Here is a 21,625-nt window from a genome sequence, read left to right as displayed (position 1 = left end):
AATGGGAGACGTTATTGATATATATGGTTTATCACCTTTGCAAAAAGGAATACTGTTTCATACTTTATACGATCAAGATGATGAACATTCTTTTTCCTATATTGTACAAGTAGGTTTCTTGCTCGGGGGGCAATTGGATGTTGATACTTTTGAAAAGGCTTGGGAATATGTTATTAATCGACATGAGGTTTTACGTTCAGTATTTGTATGGGAGGAAGTAGAAAAGCCACTACAAGCGGTTTACCAACGTCTTCCTTTTACTATTCATCAAGAGGATTGGAGCACCTATCCACATGAGGAAAGGGTGAAGAAATTACAACAGTTTTTGAATGTAGATCGTAGAAAAGGATTTTTATTGGATGAAGCACCATTGATGAGAGTCACTGCGATTAAAGAAGCAAAAGAGGAAACGAGAATTATTTGGACACATCATCATATTTTGCTAGATGGATGGAGTGTGTCATTGGTCTTTAGTGAAGTGATGGAAGTTTATCTCAAGATGATAAAGGGAGAATTATTGACTCTTCCTAAATCTCTTCCTTATAAAAAATATATCCAGTGGATAAATAAACAAGATCAAAGTCAAGCAGAGGAATTTTGGAAAGAAGAATTAAAAGGGTTCTATGCACCTACGCCATTAGCAATGGAAAAAAAGGATCAAGGACAAGAGAAGGGCTATGGAGAGTGTGTTTATCAAGTATCTGAGAAACTTACTGAGAAGTTACAAGAGTGGGTACGAAATAGTCGATTAACGTTGAATACGTTAGTACAAGGTGCATGGGCTTATTTGATGAGTAGGTATAGCGGTGACAGTGACGTCGTATTTGGCGTAACTAGCGCTGGACGTCCTACTGATTTAATGGGAGCAGAGAATATGGTGGGGCTATTTATTAACACATTACCTACCAGAATTCGATTAACGGATAATACATCAGTAGTAGATTGGCTTCGTAAAATACAAATGAAAGAAATGGAACGAAGACAGTATGAGTATAATTCGTTGATAGATATTCAAGGCTGGAGTGAGGTTCCGCGAAATAGCTCCTTATTTCATACCTTGTATGTGTTTGAAAATTATCCAATTCAAGGTGAGAGAAATGATGATTTAAGATTACTAGATGTTACAAGCACGGAACAAACAAATTATCCTTTAACACTCATTGTAATGCCCGGTAAGAAAATTACTTTAAAGTTGATGTATGATCGAAGCTATTTTAATGAAGAAACAATAAATCTGATTCAGAATCACTTATTGCAAATATTAATTCAGATGACGAAGAGCCTAGATTCAAAACTATTTGAAATTACTCATTTAACAGAAGAAGAACAGATACAGTTACTAGAGGAATGGAATCATACTCAATTTAATTATTCGGCTGAAGGCATGATTCATACGATGTTTGAGGAGCAAGTTAAAAAAACACCGGAAGCAATCGCGGCTAGTTACGAAAATGAACAAATTACCTATAAAGAGTTGGAGAAGCGTGCAAATCAGCTAGCTCATTATCTACAAAAGCATGGTGTAGGCCCAGAGTCTCTAGTTGGGGTATATATGGAACGTTCATTACAAATGATGATAGCGTTATTAGGTATTCTAAAATCAGGAGCAGCGTATGTTCCACTTGACCCTACTTATCCAGAGAGTCGACTTCGATATATATTAGAGGATGCTGGAATCGAAGTACTAGTGACGGAAGAAAATTCTAAAAATTTGTTTGTATCTGAAAAAATAGAAACGATTTGTATGAATAAAGATTATACTGCAATTGAAAAAGAAGAATCAACCCCATGCATAAGTGGTGTAACAGGAGAAAATTTAGCGTATGTTATGTATACTTCAGGATCTACAGGGAATCCAAAGGGAGTAATGATTGAGCATCATTCAGTAATTAATTATCTAGAATGGATGCAACATAAATATCCGCTTTCTGAAAAGGATGTGGTCTTGCAGAAAACGCCATTCTCATTTGATGTCTCTGTTTGGGAATTGTTTTGGGGCATTCACGTTGGTGCAAGTGTATCTTTCCTACCTCCAGGTGGAGAAAAAGATCCTTCTATTATAGCTGAAGTGATTAAACAACATCAGGTTACTATAGTTCAATTTGTACCTTCGATGTTATCTGTTTTCTTAGACCACTTCAATCATATTGAATTGAACATGAATTGTTCGTCCGTACGCCATGTATTTTCTGGTGGAGAAGAACTAAGTTCAGGGTTGGTTAGACGATTTCAACAGAAATGGAATTATAGTGGACAAGTGAAATTAACCAACTTTTATGGACCAACTGAAGCCACTATATATGTGAATGCATTTGATATTCAGCCTAATCAAGAATTTGTTTCTATTGGGCAGCCAATACAGAACACGCAATTATATGTATTAGACCAAAATCAACGCTTGCAATCAATAGGAATTGAGGGTGAGTTATATATTGGTGGTGCTGGTTTAGCACGTGGATACTTAAATCGTCCGAATCTTACTGCTGAAAAATTCGTTTCGCATCCATATCGATTTGGGGAACGACTATATCGAACAGGAGATTCAGTAAGATATTTAACTGATGGAAATTTAGAATTTATAGGTAGAATGGACCACCAAGTCAAAATGCGTGGTTTTAGGATTGAATTAGGAGAAATTGAAGCGACTTTAGAAAAATGTTCGTTTATTAAAGAGGCTGTCGTATTAGTTAGAGAAGATCGTCCAGGTGATCAACGATTGGTTGCATATGTAATAAGCGATGGAAATACCGAGGAGTGGAGAGAGTATTTACAAAAACAATTACCGAATCATATGATTCCAGCGCACTTTATAGAGTTAGAACACTTCCCGCTTACTCCAAATGGGAAAATTGACCGAAAGGCCTTGCCAGCACCTGATGAGCAAGCTATTGAAGATTTAAATGTGCTACCTCGGACGCCATCGGAAGAGCTTATTGCCTCGGTTTGGAGTCAAGTGTTAGGAACAGAAAATATTGGCATTCAGGATTCCTTCTTTGAACGTGGTGGGCACTCACTACTTGCGACTCAAATTGTCTCTCGATTGCAAGAACTGTTCCAAATTAAAATTCCATTACGTGAACTTTTCAAGCACGATACAGTGGAAGCATTGGCGAAACGAGTGGATCAGTTACGAAAAGAAGATAAAAAACGAGAGGTTGCTCCTCTTGTACCTATGAAACGAGAAGAAGTTATCCCACTTTCCTATGCGCAGAAACGTCTATGGTTTATTGATCAATTAATGCCAAATAGTGCTATGTACAATATCCATGCAGCGTGTCGCTTAACAGGTGAATGGTCAATTGAAGCATTGGAGGTCGGATGGAATCAATTGTTGGAGCGTCATGAATCATTAAGGACGACAATTCTAGAACAAGAGGGTGAACCTTTTCAACAAGTTCAATCTCATGTGTTCAGGCATATTCCTCAAACGAATCTAACAGATCTTTCTTTGGAAGATAGGGAAAGAGAAATGAAACGCCTTATTCAAAACGAGGCGGAGGAACCATTTCATTTTGGACAAGGTCCTCTGATTCGAACACGAATATTGAAAGTGGACAGGGAAGAATGGGTTCTCATTTGTACGATGCATCATATTATTTCAGATGGATGGTCAATGGGAATCTTACTTGAAGAATGGATGGCTTTTTATGAAGGAGCACTAACCGGAAAACCAGTGGAATTGAAGGAGTTATCTATCCAATATGCAGATTTTGTTATGTGGCAGAAGGAATGGCAAAAAGAGGAGAGTTTGAATCAGCATCTTCAATATTGGAAGGAAGAATTATCTGGGGAACTACCGGTTTTACAATTACCGATGGATCGTCCTCGACCTGCAGTTCAAACCCATCGTGGTGCAAGTCAGTCCTTAATAGTGGCGAATTCCTTACAGGAAAAGCTCAAAGATTTAAGTTTGCAAGAAGGATGCACTTTATTTATGACATTGATGGCAGCGTATCAAAGCTTCCTTTCTCGTTATACAGGACAGGACGACATTATAGTTGGAAGCCCCATCGCTAATCGAAATGTGAAAGAGATTGAGGGATTAATAGGATTCTTTGCAAATACGTTAGTTTATCGAGCTGATTTCAGTGGAAATCCGACGTTCCAAGAACTATTGTCGCAGATAAGAAAAAAAGCACTAAAAGCATACGAGTATCAGGACATCCCATTTGAGAAAGTGGTAGAATCCGTAAAACCTGAACGGAATACAAGTCATTCACCAATATTCCAAACTATGTTTACTTTACAGAATACGAAACAAGAGTTTCTTCAGCTATCCGAAAGACAAATGGAACTCATGGAAAGCCATGTTTCTGTTGCCAAATTTGATTTGAGTTTATTTGCTTCTGAGACGGAAGAAGGATTATCACTAACCTTTGAATATAATACTGATTTGTTTAATGATACAACCATTAAACGTATGGTAAATCATTTTGAACATTGGTTAAATCAAATTGCCTCTTATCCAAAATGTTTATTATCAGAATTGAATATGTTATCGAAAGTGGAATATAAGCAACTACTAGAGGAATGGAATGAATCAGCCGTTATAGATATAGAAGATAGTACGATTCATACAATGTTTGAAGAACAAGTGGAAAAAACACCAGAAGCAATTGCAGTAGTGTGCGAAGATGAAGAACTAACATATCGAGAGTTGGACGAACGCTCGAATCAGTTGGCACATTATTTACAAAAAAATGGTGTAACATGCGAAACATTGGTTGGGATTTGCGTTACACGTTCATCCGAGATGATTGTCGGTCTCTTAGGAATTATGAAGGCGGGAGGAGCATATGTCCCAATTGATCCAGCGTATCCGGAAAGTCGACTGCAGTACATTTTAGAAGATGCTCAAATAAAGGTACTGGTGACACAGGAAAAGTTACAACAAAAAATGGTTATACCTACATTCGTTAACGTCATTTGTATTGATCGTAATCGAGCAGAAATAGAACAAGAAGTTACTACGGTATGCACGAGTGAAGTGACGGGTGATAACTTAGCCTATATTATCTATACTTCAGGTTCCACGGGAAATCCAAAGGGAGTAATGATTGAGCACAGGAATACAGTAACAATGATTCATTGGGCGCATCATACGTATTCTCGAAAGGAATTAGCGGGAGTATTAGCTTCAACTTCACTATCTTTTGATTTATCCGTTTTTGAAGTATTTGTTCCCTTAACGATGGGTGGTAAGGTGATTGTCGCTGAAAATGCTCTACATCTAGACAAGTTGTCTACCAAAGGTGTGACTTTGGTTAATACTGTGCCATCGGCAGCAAAGGAACTGGTTCGAGCAAAAACAATTCCTTCTTCAGTAAAGGTAATGAATTTGGCTGGAGAACCGTTGCCATATCCGCTTGTTCAAGATTTATACGAGAGAAGTACGATTGAGAAGGTGTTCAACTTATATGGACCGTCTGAAGATACTACGTATTCCACGTATCTGGAATTAGAAAAGGGTGTCATGCATAGGGTACCACCAATTGGTAAACCAATCTTCAATACAGAAGTATATGTATTGAGTGCTGAGCAAAAAATGGTTCCAATTGGTGTAGTTGGTGAGCTGTACATTGGTGGATCAGGGTTAGCACGTGGATATTTAAAACGCCCTGACTTAACGAAAAATCGATTTATACCGCATCCGTTTAAAGAAGACGAGCGAGTATACCGGACTGGAGATCTAGTAAGGTATTTGCCGGATGGAAATTTGGAGTATGTTGGAAGAATTGATCATCAGGTGAAAATTCGTGGGTTCCGGATTGAACTAGGAGAAATCGAGGCGGTATTACAAAAGCATACATTAGTTAACGAAGCTATTGTGATGGTGCGGGAAGATTATCCTGGCGATCCACGTTTGATTGCCTATGTTGTAGGAGACGGGGATGCTCAAAAGTGGCGTGATTATCTCAAGGACCAACTACCAAATTATATGATTCCATCCTATTTTGTTGGATTAAATGCATTTCCACTCACTCCTAATGGGAAAATTGATAGGAAGGCTTTACCAGCACCAGAGAAGCAGGAGATAGCAAGTTGTTATACTGCTCCTCGTACGTCTACGGAAAAAACAATTGTTTCGATATGGCATGAAGTTTTAGGCATGGAAAACATCGGAATTCAAGATTCGTTTTTTGAAATTGGTGGACATTCATTACTTGCTACGCAAGCTGTTTCCAATCTTAAAGAGGCTTTTGGAATCGAGATACCATTGCATGATTTATTTATGTTTCATACGGTGCAGCAATTGGCAGAACAGATTGATCAATTGCTCGATAACAAAAATCAAGAAATGCAGAATGATAGTAAGGAGAATATAAGCCTTCAAGATTATATTCAAAAAGAAGCAGAAGTGAGTAATGATGAAGAATTACTGGAACTGCTTAAGCAATTAGAAGAGTTATCAGAGGAAGAAGCACAAGGGATATTTGAGAGTAATTTGATTGAGGAAGGGGTAAAAAAATGAGAAGTGATTTACTTGCAAAGCTGAGTTCACTTTCTCCTGAGAAGAGAGCATGGCTTCAGAAGCAAATGCAAAAAAAGGAGAATAAAGAAGCACTCCCGTTGTCTTATGCACAACAACGTTTGTGGTTTATGGACAGATTTAACCCAAACAGTTCTTTATATAATATTCCAACAGTATGGCATCTAAAAGGAAATTGGATACCTGAAGCATTAGAGAAGGGATTCAATCGACTCATTGAACGTCATGAATCATTACGAACTGTTTTTAAAGAAATAGGAGAACAGCCTGTGCAACAAATTGTCGAATTCCTTCCTAGAGCATTACCTGTAAGGGATTACTCCCAACTTCCTCTAGAAGTAAAAGAAAAAGAGGTAGATAGTTTAATTGCGAGAGAAGCGCAAGAACCATTTGATTTAATGAATGGTCCTTTAATTCGTAATCAGCTTGTTCAATTAGAGAAGGATGAATGGTTATTACTGTGTACGATGCATCATATTATTTCTGATGCTTGGTCCATTGGTATATTCATGAATGAATTCCTTGCTTTCTATGAAGAAGAAACGGGCGGAAATCCTGCTAAATTAAGTTCATTATCTATTCAATATGCAGACTTTGCGAAGTGGCAAAAGGGGTGGTTGCAAGGTGATGTGCTAAATCGTCAGCTTACGTATTGGCAGGAAGAATTGTCTGGTGAGCTTCCTATCTTACAACTGCCAGTGGATCGACCTCGACCGGTTAAACAGACTTACTCTGGGGCTGCGCATCATGTGATTTTTCCTTATAAATTGCTCAGTCAATTGAAGGATATAAGTCGACAAGAAGGATCTACTTTATTTATGACTTTAATGGCCGCATACCAGAGCTTTCTTGCTCGTTATACGGGACAAAAAGATATTCTAGTTGGTAGCCCGATTGCAAATCGGAACCATAAGGGAGTAGAAGGATTAATTGGTTTCTTTGTTAATACGTTGGTTTATCGATCAGATTTGAGTGGCACCCCTACTTTTCGGAAGATTTTGAACCAAACAAAGAAAAAGGCGTTAAAAGCTTACGAATATCAAGATATACCATTTGAAAAAGTGGTAGAAGCTGTGCAACCTGAACGAAGCATGAGTCATTCCCCTATATTTCAGACCATGTTTACGCTACAGAATATAAAACAAGAACGACTAGATTTGCCTGATAGAAGTATTGAAATGGTAGAAAGTAATATGTCTATTGCTAAATTTGATTTGAGCTTAACTGCCTATGAAGTGGAAGAAGGTCTATTCGTCTCATTTGAATACAACACGGATTTATTTGATAGTAGTACCATTGCACGTATGGCAGGACATTTTGAGAACTGGCTAAATGAAATCACGTATCATCCAGATGAATCATATACAAAGCTGTCAATGTTATCGGATACTGAGCAAAAACAACTCCTAGAAGAATGGAATGATACGGACGTAGTTTATGGTCATGATTGTATGATTCATGAGCTATTTGAGCAGCAAGTTGCACGGACACCTGACGCAGTGGCGGTAGTTTATGAGGGTGGAAAGCTAACGTATCAAGAACTAAATGAAAAATCGAATCAATTGGCACATTTTCTACAAAAACGAGGTATCGGACCTGAATCATTGGTTGGTATATGTATTGAACGTTCTCCTGATATGATTATCGGTCTCTTTGGGATTTTGAAGGCAGGTGGGGCTTATGTCCCACTGGACCCAAGTTATCCTGAAAACCGCCTGAGATATATTTTGGAGAATTCACAAATTCAAGTGCTGTTAACAAAAGAGGCACTACAGGACTGGTTACCTAAAGATATTCAAGCAATTTGTTTAGACCGGGATCAAGTGATGATTTCTAAAGAGAGTAATTTAGCTCCGGTAAGTGGAGTAACAGCAAATAACTTAGCCTATATTATATACACTTCGGGTTCGACGGGAAATCCAAAGGGGGTAATGATTGAACATCATTCCGTTATCAACCGCCTACAGTGGATGCAGAAAAAATACCCATTGTCCGAGGAGGATACAATCCTACAAAAGACACCGTTTTCATTTGATGTTTCTGTATGGGAATTATTTTGGTGGTCATTTGTAGGAGCACGTGTTTGTTTACTTCCACCAGGAGGAGAGAAAGACCCTGCGGTGATTGAGGAGTATATTGAACGATATCGCGTGTCCACCATACACTTTGTTCCGTCGATGTTATCTACTTTCTTAGATTATATGGAACTATATAATTCGAAAAGGGATGTATCGTCTTTAATTCAAGTTTTTACTAGTGGAGAAGCGTTAAACACTGAGCATGTTCGCCGGTTTAAGGGGATCTTTTACAATGTTCAGCAAACAAAGTTAATTAACTTGTATGGTCCTACTGAAGCGACTGTGGATGTGACTTATTACGATTGTGATTTAGAAAAAGAAGCAATGATTATTCCGATTGGTCGTCCAATTGATAATACAGAGTTGTATGTGTTAGATCAATATCAACAAGTGGTCCCGATTGGTGTGGCAGGGGAACTTTACCTTGGAGGAGTAGGATTGGCACGTGGCTACTTCAATCGACCGGATTTAACTACTGAACGTTTTATTCCGCATCCTTTTAAGGACGGGGAACGATTATATCGAACGGGTGACTTGGTGAGATATATGAATGATCGTAACTTAGAATATATTGGAAGAATAGATAACCAAGTTAAAATTAGAGGATTCCGAATTGAATTGGGAGAAATTGAAGCAGCTTTACATGATCACTCATCTGTAAAAGAGGCAGTCGTGTTGGTGAAGGAAGAACGACCAGGAGATAAGCAGTTAGTAGCTTATGTAGTGGGTGAAGGGGATGCTGGAGAATGGCGTGAATATCTCAAGAAGCAATTACCACATTATATGGTTCCGGCATACTTTTTCCAAATTGAAGGTATGCCACTCACTCCAAATGGTAAAGTGAATCGGAAAGCATTATTGGAATTAGAAGAACAGTTCATAAGTGAAGATATTACTTCATCACGAACACCAGTGGAGGAGCTCATCGTTTCCGTTTGGAGCCAAGTGTTAGGAATAAAAAATATTAGTGTTCAGGATTCCTTTTTTGAAATCGGTGGTCATTCACTACTAGCTACTCAAGTAGTGTCACGTTTACAGAGAATTTTTCAAATCGAATTACCAGTACGTGAACTATTTGAATATACAACGGTGGAGTCACTGGCAAAGCGATTAGAACAGTTACGTAAAGGAGATAAAAAACGAGAGATTCCGCCACTAATACCAATGAAACGAGGAGAAGCTATTCCACTATCTTATGCCCAACAACGTTTATGGTTTATTGATCAATTTACACCTAATAGTGCCCTTTACAATATGCCAATGGTATGCCGTCTTACAGGGAATTGGCTACTTGAAGCATTGGAAACGGGATGGAATCAACTAATAGAACGTCATGAATCACTGCGGACGGTCTTTCAAGAGGTGAATGGTCAACCCGTACAGCAAATTGAACCGTATGCTTTTCAATCAATTCCGAAAACGGATTTAACTATGCTTTCTTCTGAAGATCAAGAAGAAGAAGTTAAACGTTTAATTCAACAAGAAACAGAAGTACCATTTGATTTAACAGAGGGTCCATTAATCAGGACAAGTATTTTGCACGTGGGAGAGGAAGAATGGATACTCCTTTGTACTCTACATCATATCATTTCAGATGGATGGTCAATGGGAATCCTACTTGAAGAATGGATGGCATTTTATGAGAAAGCAACGGATGGAAAGGTAGCGGAACTTGAACCATTACCGGTTCAATATGCCGACTTTGCTCAGTGGCAAAAAGGATGGTTAAAGGAGGAGGTGCTTGATCAACAACTCCAATATTGGAGGGAAGAATTGTCTGGGGAGCTTCCTGTACTCCAACTTCCTGTGGATCGCCCGCGTCCCGCAATACAAACTCATCACGGGTCGACATACACTATGGTGCTGCCAAGCACGCTACATGATAAATTGAATGAACTTAGTCGAAAAGAAGGGGCTACGCTCTTCATGACGCTTTTAGCTGCATATCAAAGCTTTCTATCTCGTTATACGGGACAAGAAGATATTCTGGTCGGAAGCCCAATTGCGAATCGGAATTATAGAGAAATTGAAGGACTAATTGGTTTCTTCGTTAACACGCTGGTTTATCGAGCTAATTTGAGTGGTAGACCGACATTTCAAGATGTACTGTATCAGGTTCGTCAAAAGGCATTGAAGGCGTATGAATATCAAGATATTCCATTTGAAAAAATTGTAGAAGTTGTGCAACCGGAGCGAAGTACAAGTCATTCGCCAATTTTCCAGACTATGTTCATCTTGCAAAATATGAAACAAGAGTTACCGGTGTTATCTAGTAAAAGTATTGAAATGATAGAAAGCCATAGCCCAATTGCAAAGTTTGATTTAAGTGTAATGGCAGTTGAGACGGAAGAGGGATTACTTTTTACTTTTGAGTACAATAAGGATTTATTCAATGCTACTACTATTGAACGGATGGCAGGACACTTTGAGAAATGGCTACATGAAGTTTCTCATCGCCCACAAAATCCGTTGCATAACCTGAGCATGCTATCAGAACCCGAGCGTACTTTGTTATTAGAAACATGGAATGACACTGTAATAGAAATGTCTCATCAGGGTCTTATTTGCGACAAATTTGAGGAGCAAGTAGCAAGGCGTCCTGATGCGATTGCGATAGTTGATCAAACAAAACAGTGGACTTATGGTGAACTGGATACACAAGCAAATCAGTTGGCAAATGTTTTACAGCGAAAGGGAGTAGCCCCAGAGTCAGTGGTAGGGGTTTATCTTCCGAGGTCAGCTGAGCTAATGGTAAGTTTACTAGGCATTTTAAAAGCTGGTGGAGCTTATGTCGTTTTAGATCCGTTGTATCCAAAATCAAGGTTAGAATACATGATTGAAGATGCAGGGATTCAATTTGTAGTGACGGCGGAAGGACAAGAAGGCCATTTCGCACACGTCGAAATGGTGAGGTTAGAAGAATTAACGGTGGAAAGCGTAATCGCACCTACACGTCAAATAAATCCAGAGAACTTAGCCTATATTGTTTATACCTCTGGTTCTACAGGAAAACCGAAGGGTGTCATGGTTGAATATCGCTCATTAATGAATATGGTTTCTTGGCATCAGGAAGTTTATCATATTTCAGCAGAGGATCGTGCGACTCAGATTGCAGGGGTTGCTTTTGATTCGGCTGTGCAGGAGATTTGGCCGTATCTAACTGCTGGCGCAGCACTCTACTTGTCAACAGAGGAACTGAGAATTAATCCAGAAGCACTAAGGGACTGGCTCATTGATTCACGAATAACAGCTAGCTTTGCACCTACGCCTATTCTGGAAAGGCTCTTGAAATTATCTTGGCCAGATAAAACGGATCTTCGTTTTATCATTACTGGTGGGGATCAATTAACGCAGTACCCATCTAACGATATTCCTTTTGCGGTAATTAATCAGTATGGTCCATCGGAAAATACCGTTGTTACCACAGATTGTTATGTACCTGTAGGAGTGACAACAGGTACGCCATCGATTGGTCGACCGATTGCAAATACAGAAGTTTATGTGTTAGATTCTCATCTTCAGCTAGTACCAATTGGCGTAATTGGAGATCTCTATATTGGAGGGAAGAGTCTTGCACGTGGATATGCTAATCGTCCGGATCTTACAAAGGAAAAATTTATTCCACATCCTTTCAAGTCAGGAGAACGTCTCTATTATACAGGAGACAAAGCAAGTTATCTTTCTGATGGTAATCTCCAGTTCCATGGACGTATAGATGACCAAGTAAAAATTCGTGGTTTCCGGATTGAATTGGGAGAAATAGAAGCTGTTTTGCAGGCACATTCTTCTGTGAAAGAAGCAGTTGTATTGGTACGAGAGGATAATCAAGGTGATAAGAGATTAGTAGCTTATGTAGTTGGTGAAGGAAGTGTCCATGAATGGCGAGAACATCTACAAACACATTTACCAAATTACATGGTTCCAACAAACTTTATTGAGATGGAATTTTTACCACTTACACCGAATGGAAAACTTGATTTGAAGGTATTGCCTATACTTAGTGAACAATCCGCTGAAAATACTGTATACACAAGAACTCCGCTGGAAGAACTTATCGCTTCAGTGTGGAGTCAAGTGCTAGGAATAGGAGACATTGGTGTTCAAGATTCTTTCTTTGAGCTTGGTGGTCACTCTCTACTTGCTACACAAGTGGTCTCGCGCTTACAGGAAGTCTTTCAAATCAAATTGCCAGTACGTGAACTGTTCGAATATTCAACGATCGAGGCATTAGCGAAACGAATGAATCAGTTACGTAAGGGGAATGAAAAACGAGAAATTCCACCATTGGTGCCGATGGAACGTGGAAATAATATTCCACTATCTTATGCCCAACAGCGCTTATGGTTTATTGATCAATTTGCACCTAATAGTGCCCTTTATAATATGCCAATGGCATGCCGCCTTACAGGGAATTGGTTACCTGAAGCATTGGAATTGGGATGGAATCAGTTGATAGAGCGTCATGAATCTTTGCGGACTGTATTTTATGAAGAGGATGGCCATCCTGTGCAGCAGATTCAACCGTACGTTTTCCGTCCGCTTCTGCAAATGGACTTAAATAAGCTTTCATTAGAGGAGCGAGAAAGAAAGCTGGAGCAATGGATTCAAACTGAAGTCGAATCTCCATTTGATTTAGAACAAGGGCCATTATTCCGTGGGAAACTCATAAGAATTTCAGAAGAAGAATGGGTTCTTCTGTGTAATATGCATCATATTATCTCGGATGGGTGGTCGATGGAAATCTTGCTTCAAGAATGGATGGCATTTTATGAGAATGCGATTGGTGAAAAACAAGCAGAGCTGGAACCACTACCAGTTCAATATGCCGATTTTGCTCAGTGGCAAAGAGACTGGTTGAAAGATGAAGTACTATATCAACAGCTTGCATATTGGAAGGAAGAATTATCTGGTGAGTTACCAGTCTTAATGTTGCCAATGGATCGTCCGCGTCCGCCAGTGCAAACCCATCATGGATTAACTCATAATGTTTTGTTGTCACGCTCATTACTGGATAAATTAAACGAACTAAGTCGTCAAGAAGGGGCCACACTTTTCATGACCTTATTGGCATCGTATCAAAGTTTCCTTGCTCGTTATACGGGACAAACGGATATTATTGTTGGTAGCCCAATTGCAAATCGAAATTATCGAGAAATTGAGGGGCTGATTGGTTTCTTTGTCAACACTTTGGTTTATCGAGCTGATTTAAGTAATGCACCGGCATTTCAAGAGTTGTTATCTCAAGTACGGATAAAAGCATTGAAGGCGTATGAGTATCAAGATGTTCCGTTTGAGAAAATTGTAGAGGTTATCCAACCTGAACGAAATACAAGCCATTCTCCGATTTTTCAAACCATGTTTACTTTGCAAAATACGGGACAGAAGCTACCAGAATTACATGGAAGAAATATAGAAGTAATGGAAAGTAATGCTCCAATCGCTAAGTTTGATTTAAGTTTAACTGCTGCAGAAGGGGAAGAGGGTTTATTACTTACTTTTGTTTATAGAACTGATTTATTTGACAGCTTAACTATTGAATCCATGGCTGAACATTTTGGGAACTGGTTGAATGTAATCGTGGAGAATCCTGATAAATCATTAGCTAAGTTGCCTATATTATCAGGATTACAGCAAAAACAGTTGGAAGAGTGGAATAATGGTGCTGTAGCATATCCACAGGAAAGTACAATTCATCAGCTGTTTGAAGAGCAAGTAAATCGTACACCTGATGCGGTAGCAGTGGTAGATGAAAAACAGCAGTTAACGTATCGAGAGCTGAATGAAAAAGCTAATCAATTGGCCCACTATCTTCAGCAATGCGGAATTGGGAATGAATCATTGGTTGGACTTTGCTTTGAGCGTTCAATTGAGATGGTTGTTAGTATTATGGGGATTTGGAAGGCTGGAGCAGCCTATGTTCCATTAGACCCATCATATCCAGAAAGTCGCCTACGATATATTTTGGAGGACACTGGAATTCAAGTATTAGTTACGAACGAGTCATTGAAAGATTGGATACCTAAAGAAATCAAGATAGTTTGTCTAGATAAGGATCAAACAATGATTTCGCAAGAAAGCATTCTTTCACCAAAATGTGAAGTAACAGGAGAAAACCTAGCGTATGTTATCTATACTTCGGGATCGACAGGGAACCCAAAGGGTGTCTTGATACAGCATCATTCTGTAATAAACTTGTCGCATGGTTTACAAAAAGAGGTTTTCGAAGATGAGATACCATCTAACATGCATGTCGGTTTAAATGCGTCAATTGCCTTTGATGCATCTATTCAGCAATTACAAATGCTGCTTTATGGTTCAAGTTTGTATATTATTCCAAGCGAAGTACGAAGTGATCCGGAGCAGTTTGTAGCTTATATTAGGGAGAACAAGTTAGAAATCTTTGATATAACACCTTCATTGCTTCAATTACTTATAGATGTCGGATTGTTAGAAACGTGCGATGGCGTTCATGTTCCAAGTAAGGTACTGGTTGGTGGTGAAGCAATTATGCCGTCATTATGGGAACAGCTAGTAGAGACTGATAAAATCCAGTTTTATAATGTATATGGTCCTACAGAATGTACGGTTGATGCAACATGCTATCATATCAAAAAAGATAGTAAGAGAGTAACAATTGGGCGTCCATTGCCTAACATCCAAACTTATGTATTAGATAGAAATAGGTTGCCAGTTCCAGTTGGTGTAATGGGGGAACTTTATATCGGAGGAGCAGGTCTAGCAAGGGGGTACTTGAATCGTCCAGAGTTAACATCCGAACGATTTATTTCTCATCCATTCAAAGAAGGCGAGAGGTTATATAGAACAGGTGATCTTGTGAGATATCTTCCTGATGGTAATATAGACTACTTAGGAAGAATGGATAATCAAGTGAAGATTAGAGGATTTCGAATTGAACTTGGAGAGATTGAGTCGACTTTACAAGAGCATGACTTAGTAAAAGAGGCAGTTGTAATGGTTAGGGAAAATCAGTCGGGAGATAAGAGGCTGGTAGCTTATGTAGTGGGCGAAGGCAGTTTAGAAGAATGGCGAGAGTATCTTAAAACAAAACTGCCAATCCATATGATACCTTCCTACTTTGTCGAAATGAAAGAATTACCGCTAACCATTAATGGAAAGATTGATCGGAAATCGTTACCTATACCAGATTATCAAGGAACACAAGAAGGATACGTGGCCCCAAGAAATGAACGTGAACATAAGCTTTCTATCATTTGGGAACGTGTGCTAGGTTCAAAACGTATTGGTATGAATGATAACTTCTTTGAAATTGGTGGAGATTCAATTCTTAGCATTCAGATTGTCTCGCGCGCGAAGCAAGTTGGTTTACAATTGACACCAAAACAAATATTTGAACACCAAACAATTGCTGAGTTGGCGCAAGTAGTCAAAGAAGAACAAGGTGTACAAGCTGAACAGGGAATTATAACTGGAGAGACGATACTTACACCTATTCAGCAAAGGTTTTTTGCACAAAATCATCCTAACCCACATCATTGGAATCAATCCATGTTCTTTAGAACGAAAGAGAAATTGGACATAGGATCACTGGAAAAGGCGGCAGGTAACCTTCTACTTCATCATGATGCTCTGCGTTTAAGATATGAACGTTTACCTAATGGGGTTTGGAAACAGTGGAATGAAGGAATAGAAGAACAATTGATGCTTACTGTCATTTCATTAGACGAAGTGCCGGAAGCTGATTGGCATCAGGTTATTCAAAAAGAGATTAATATTGCACAAGAAAGTTTGAATTTACATGATGGTCCGCTAATGAGAATGGTGTATTTTGATGAAGGTGAGCACGCTGGCCGATTATTTTGGACAATTCATCATTTAGCCGTGGATGGTGTTTCTTGGCGAATTTTATTGGAAGATTTGCAAACAGCATATACGCAAGTAGTCCAAGGGCAGAAAATTCAATTACCTATGAAGAGTACATCTTTTAAAGAATGGTCGGAGAAATTACAGCATTACGCTGAAACTGGCCTATCAAAAGAAGTGCTACATTACTGGGAGGAGCAGGCTGAACAAGACGTAGTTAAATTGCCGGTAGATGGTACTATAAGTAATCCAGTAAGCGCAGTAACTGAGGAAATTACTGTGGTGTTAAATGAGAATGAGACCCGTATGTTATTGCAAGAGACTTTAAGCACTCACCGTGTCCAAATCAATGAAGTATTATTAGCAGCATTAGTACAAGCTACGGCAGCATGTACGGGGCAGCCGATATTGAGCGTAGATTTAGAGGGACATGGTCGAGAAGAGATTATTGAAGATGTTGATTTATCGAGAACTGTGGGATGGTTTACAAGTATTTCCCCAGTTCATTTAAATATTACTAGTGCTAATACGCCAATTGAAGCATTAAAAGCAGTTAAAGAACAAGTTCGCAAAATTCCTAATAAGGGTGTTGATTATGGGGTGTTGCGTTACATGAACGCAACAATGTGTGAGCAATTAAGCTCCCAATATACACCGTCTATTAGTTTTAACTATCTTGGACAATTTGACCAAATGTTTTCTAGCGATGCAATGTTTATTCCGGAGAACGAATTTAAGCGTTTAGATCATGCTGCCGGTTCCAAGCGATCGCATGTAATTGATGTAATTGGGGTTGTAACGGATGGAAAACTTCAGTTCACTTGGGTATACAATGTTGGACAATTTGCCAAATCAACGATTCAAAGTATTGCACAGAATATGCTATATCAACTGAGTACATTGATTCAATTTTCAGATAGAGAATCTGCACTGACCATTTCGGATTTTGCAATGGCTAATCTTAGCCAAGAAGGTTTGACAAATGTACTAAACAAAATGCATCGCGGAAAGAACAATCAGATTACTGATTTATATCCACTATCACCTTTGCAAGAAGGTATGATTTTCCACACATTGCATGACCAAGGAGATGAACATGTTGCACCGTATATAGTGCAATTGAGTTTTATGATTCGAGGAAAAATGAATATTCCTACATTTGAGCAGGCGTGGAAATCTGTAATTCAGCGGCATGAAATTTTTCGTACAGGATTTGTATGGGACGAAATTGAAGAACCTGTACAAGTGGTGTATGAAAATATCCCATTTAAAGTGAATAAAGAAGACTGGCGTACAATGACAAGTGAAGAGATAGAGGAAAAAAGAAAAGTCTTTTTGGCATTAGATCGAAAACAAGCCTTCCAATTTGATGAAGCACCATTGATGCGGGTAACAGTCATTCAAGAAGGTGAGGAAGAATATCGGATTGTTTGGACCCATCACCATATTTTACTGGATGGATGGAGTTTACCATTAGTATTTAATGAATTACTTACAGTCTATCAGAAGAGAATGAATGGAGAAGCTGTGAAGTTACCTAAGTCCTCACCATATAAGAAATATATCCAATGGTTAAGAGAGCAAGATAAGGAGCAGGCGGAACAATTCTGGAGAGAGAAGCTAAAAGGTTTTACTGCGCCAACTTTGCTGGGCTTAGAAAGTAAAGAGGAAGAAAAAGGTTACACAGAGAAGGTTACGTATTTATCAGAAGAGCAGACTCAAGCGTTACAAGGATGGGCGAAACGCAATAAACTTACTTTGAGTACAGTAATTCAAGGTGCATGGGCATATCTCATGAGCCGATATAGTGGAGAAAATGACATTGTTTTTGGTGTAACAAGCTCAGGGCGTTCTACGGAGATTATTGATGTTGAAAACATCGTAGGTCCTTTCATTACAACGTCACCGACGCGAATTCAATTGATGGATGATATAAAATTAATAGATTGGTTGCAGAAGATACAAGAGGAAGAGATAGAAAGAAGACAATATGAGTATGCTTCTTTGACAGAGATTCAGGGGTGGAGTGAAGTTCCTAGAGGAATACCGCTGTTCAATAGTTTATATGTGTTTGAAAATTATCCAGTGAAAGAGGAGTCTTCAGAAAATCTGGAAATTGGTGAATTGGAAGGGGTAGAACAAACCCACTACCCATTAGGGTTAGCTGTAGTTCCAGGAATCCAGTTATCGTTAAAGTTAATGTATGACCGTAGTAAGTTTAATAGAGTAACCATTGAACAAATGCTGGGTCATTTACACAAAGTGTTAATGCAAATGCTCAAAAACATTGATCAAAATCTATCGGAGCTAGTATATATTACGGAAGCTGAACAAAGAAAGCTATTGGAAGAATGGAATAATAATACTATATCCTATCCACGTGAGAATGCAATCCATCAACTATTCGAAGAGCAAGTAAATCGTACGCCTGACGCGTTGGCAGTGGTAGATGAAAAACAGCAACTAACATATCGAGAGCTGAATGAAAGAGCTAATCAATTAGCCCATCATTTACAGAAATGTGGAATTGGGACAGAGTCATTAGTTGGCCTTTGCTTTGAGCGTTCAGTTGAGATGGTTGTTGGTCTCATGGGAATTTGGAAGGCTGGAGCATCCTATGTTCCATTAGATCCATCGAATCCGGAAAGCCGCCTACAATATATTTTAGAAGACACAGGAATTAAAGTGTTAGTTACAAATGAAGTATTACTAGGCTGGATTCCTAAAGACATTAAGACAGTTTGCCTAGATAGGGACCAAGCAATGCTTTCTCAAGAAAGCAAACTTTCACCAATATGTGAGGTAACAGGGGAAAACTTAGCGTATGTTATCTACACTTCTGGTTCGACAGGGAATCCAAAAGGAGCTTTAGTACAGCACCATTCTGTAATAAACCTATCCTATGGTTTACAAAAAGAAGTTTTCTCACATGAGATACCTAGTAATATGCGCGTCGGTTTGAATGCATCAATTGCCTTTGATGTATCTATTCAGCAATTACAAATGCTGCTTTATGGTTCAAGTTTATATATTATTCCAAGTGAAGTTCGCACTAATCCAGAACAATTTGTGTCCTATATTAGGGAGAATAAATTGGAAATGTTTGATATGACACCTTCATTACTTCAATTACTAATAGATGGAGGATTGCTAGAAATAAGTGCTGATGTTCATGTACCAAGCAAGATATTGGTCGGTGGTGAAGCAATCATGCCGTCATTATGGGAACAGCTAGTAGAGACTGAAAAGATTGATTTTTATAACGTATACGGTCCTACAGAATGTACGGTTGATGCAACATGCTATCATATCAAAAAAGATAGTAAGAGAGTAACAATTGGACGTCCGTTGCCGAACGTTCAAACTTATGTATTGGATAAAAATTTGTTACCTGTTCCAGTTGGTGTAACAGGTGAGCTATATATTGGGGGTGCAGGTATAGCGAGAGAATACTTGAATCGCCCAGAATTAACAGCAGAGCGATTCATCTGTCATCCATTTAATGAAGAAGAGCGTTTATATCGTACGGGAGATTTGGTTCGTTATTTACCTGATGGTAATTTAGATTACTTGAGAAGAATTGATAATCAAGTGAAAATTAGGGGCTTTCGTATTGAACTTGAAGAGATTGAAGCGAGTATAGAGAGGCATCCATTGGTAAAAGAAGCAGTAGTTTTGGCAACAGAGGATAAATTAGGAGAGCAGAGATTGGTTGCTTATGTAGTTGGAGATGGTAGTATGCATGAGTGGCGTGAGTATCTCAAGACACAAGTACCAAATTATATGGTTCCCGCACACTTTATTAAGGTAGACGAGATTCCTCTTACAACGAATGGCAAAGTTGATCGAAAGGCATTGAACAATTTAACTATTCATAGAGAAAATAACTTCTCTACACCAATCATTCCAAGGGATGAAATTGAATATCAGTTGATTAAAATCTGGCAGGATGTGTTACAGATAGAAGATGTCTATGTAAATGATGATTTCTTTAATAGAGGAGGACACTCTCTCCTTGTAATTAAATTAGTTTCAAAAATTAGGGAGAAGTTTGGAAAAGAGATTAAGGTTTCAACATTGATTAAGAATCCAACATTGGAAGGAATCGCATGCCTTATTCGTGATAAGCATGATATGACGAAATCAGTAGCAGCACTAGTTCCACTACAAGAATCAGAAAAAAGCCCTTTCTTCTGTGTTCATCCGTTTATGGGGAATGTATTCTGTTACATTCAACTAGCAAGATTACTTAAGAACCATTGTTCATTTTATGGTTTACAGAATCCTCTTATAGAAAAGGAAGAAATTGATGAATTGACCTTGCCGGAACTAATTCAACTTTACATTGAAGAAATCAAACGTGTTCAGCCAGAAGGCCCATATCGTCTTGGAGGATGGTCTTTAGGCGGTGCAATTGCTTATGAAATCGCAACTGTGCTAAAGAATCAAGGTGAGGAAGTTGAGTTGTTGATACTAATGGATACTAAAGTACCTTCAGAGCAGGACTATAAAACAACGGAGGATATGCTCTCATATATATATGAGCATTTCATTTCTAGAGATTTTACTGAGCGGATGGAAGGCCTCTTCCATGAACAAGATATGCTTGTAGAGCGATTAATTATGGAAGGAGTACTCCCGCCTGATGCAGATCTTATGAATTTGAAGCAAGTTATCAATGCTCATAGGAAATGCCTGAACATAATGGCAGATCATGATTTAATACCATACTCTGGAGAAGTTCTCTATTTTAGTGCTGAGGAAGGAAAAGAGTTGTTTACAGATTGGGGACCTTTATTAAAAGGAAGAGTAAATAAGTATTCTGTCCCTGGATCACATGAGGAAATAGTAGACTTCCCCGCAGTTGAAAAGATAGCTAAGTACCTATTAAATGAATTTGAAGGGATAAAAGAAACATCCCTTTCATTAACTGAAAAGTAGAGAGTGCAAAAGATGCAACGCTATGAACGAAAAGGGCAGCCCAATAACTGCAAATAAAGTGTAGGCAATAATGAATATATCAAGAGTATTACTTTTTAAGAGGATAATGTAAAAAGTAATTGGTAGAGACATAGAAATCTTTGTAATAGAAGCGAATGCCTGATGATATTACTGAGGAAAGGTGCATATTTTCATTGATATGTAAATATGCACCTTTTCTATCGTATTTGCAATTTAATAAAGTTAATTTGAATTTATGTAACGCACATATATG

Annotated in this window: 2 protein-coding genes; both read left to right on the top strand. The window is 38.6% G+C overall.

What is annotated here, in order from left to right:
- Position 1 precedes the first annotated feature (1 nt).
- Positions 2-6,472: a non-ribosomal peptide synthetase gene (locus QO049_RS25800; RefSeq protein WP_284489620.1), complete on the top strand. Its 6,471-nt coding sequence runs from the start codon at positions 2-4 to the stop codon at positions 6,470-6,472.
- Entirely contained in the window at positions 6,469-21,351 is a 14,883-nt protein-coding gene (locus tag QO049_RS25795) for a non-ribosomal peptide synthetase (protein ID WP_284489619.1), read from the top strand. Before QO049_RS25800 ends, QO049_RS25795 begins: the two co-directional genes overlap by 4 nt.
- Positions 21,352-21,625 lie beyond the last annotated feature (274 nt).

This window comes from Bacillus sp. RB3 (genome assembly GCF_030164735.1).
GTDB classification, from domain to species: domain Bacteria; phylum Bacillota; class Bacilli; order Bacillales; family Bacillaceae_G; genus Bacillus_A; species Bacillus_A cereus.
Note: the sequence above shows the minus strand (reverse complement) of the source record. Positions and strands in the feature narration are given on the sequence as shown.

Excerpts from the sequence above, each read along its gene's own strand:
- QO049_RS25800 (WP_284489620.1), top strand. The coding sequence starts at position 2 with ATGGGAGACGTTATTGATATATATGGTTTATCACCTTTGCAAAAAGGA.
- QO049_RS25795 (WP_284489619.1), top strand. The coding sequence starts at position 6,469 with ATGAGAAGTGATTTACTTGCAAAGCTGAGTTCACTTTCTCCTGAGAAG.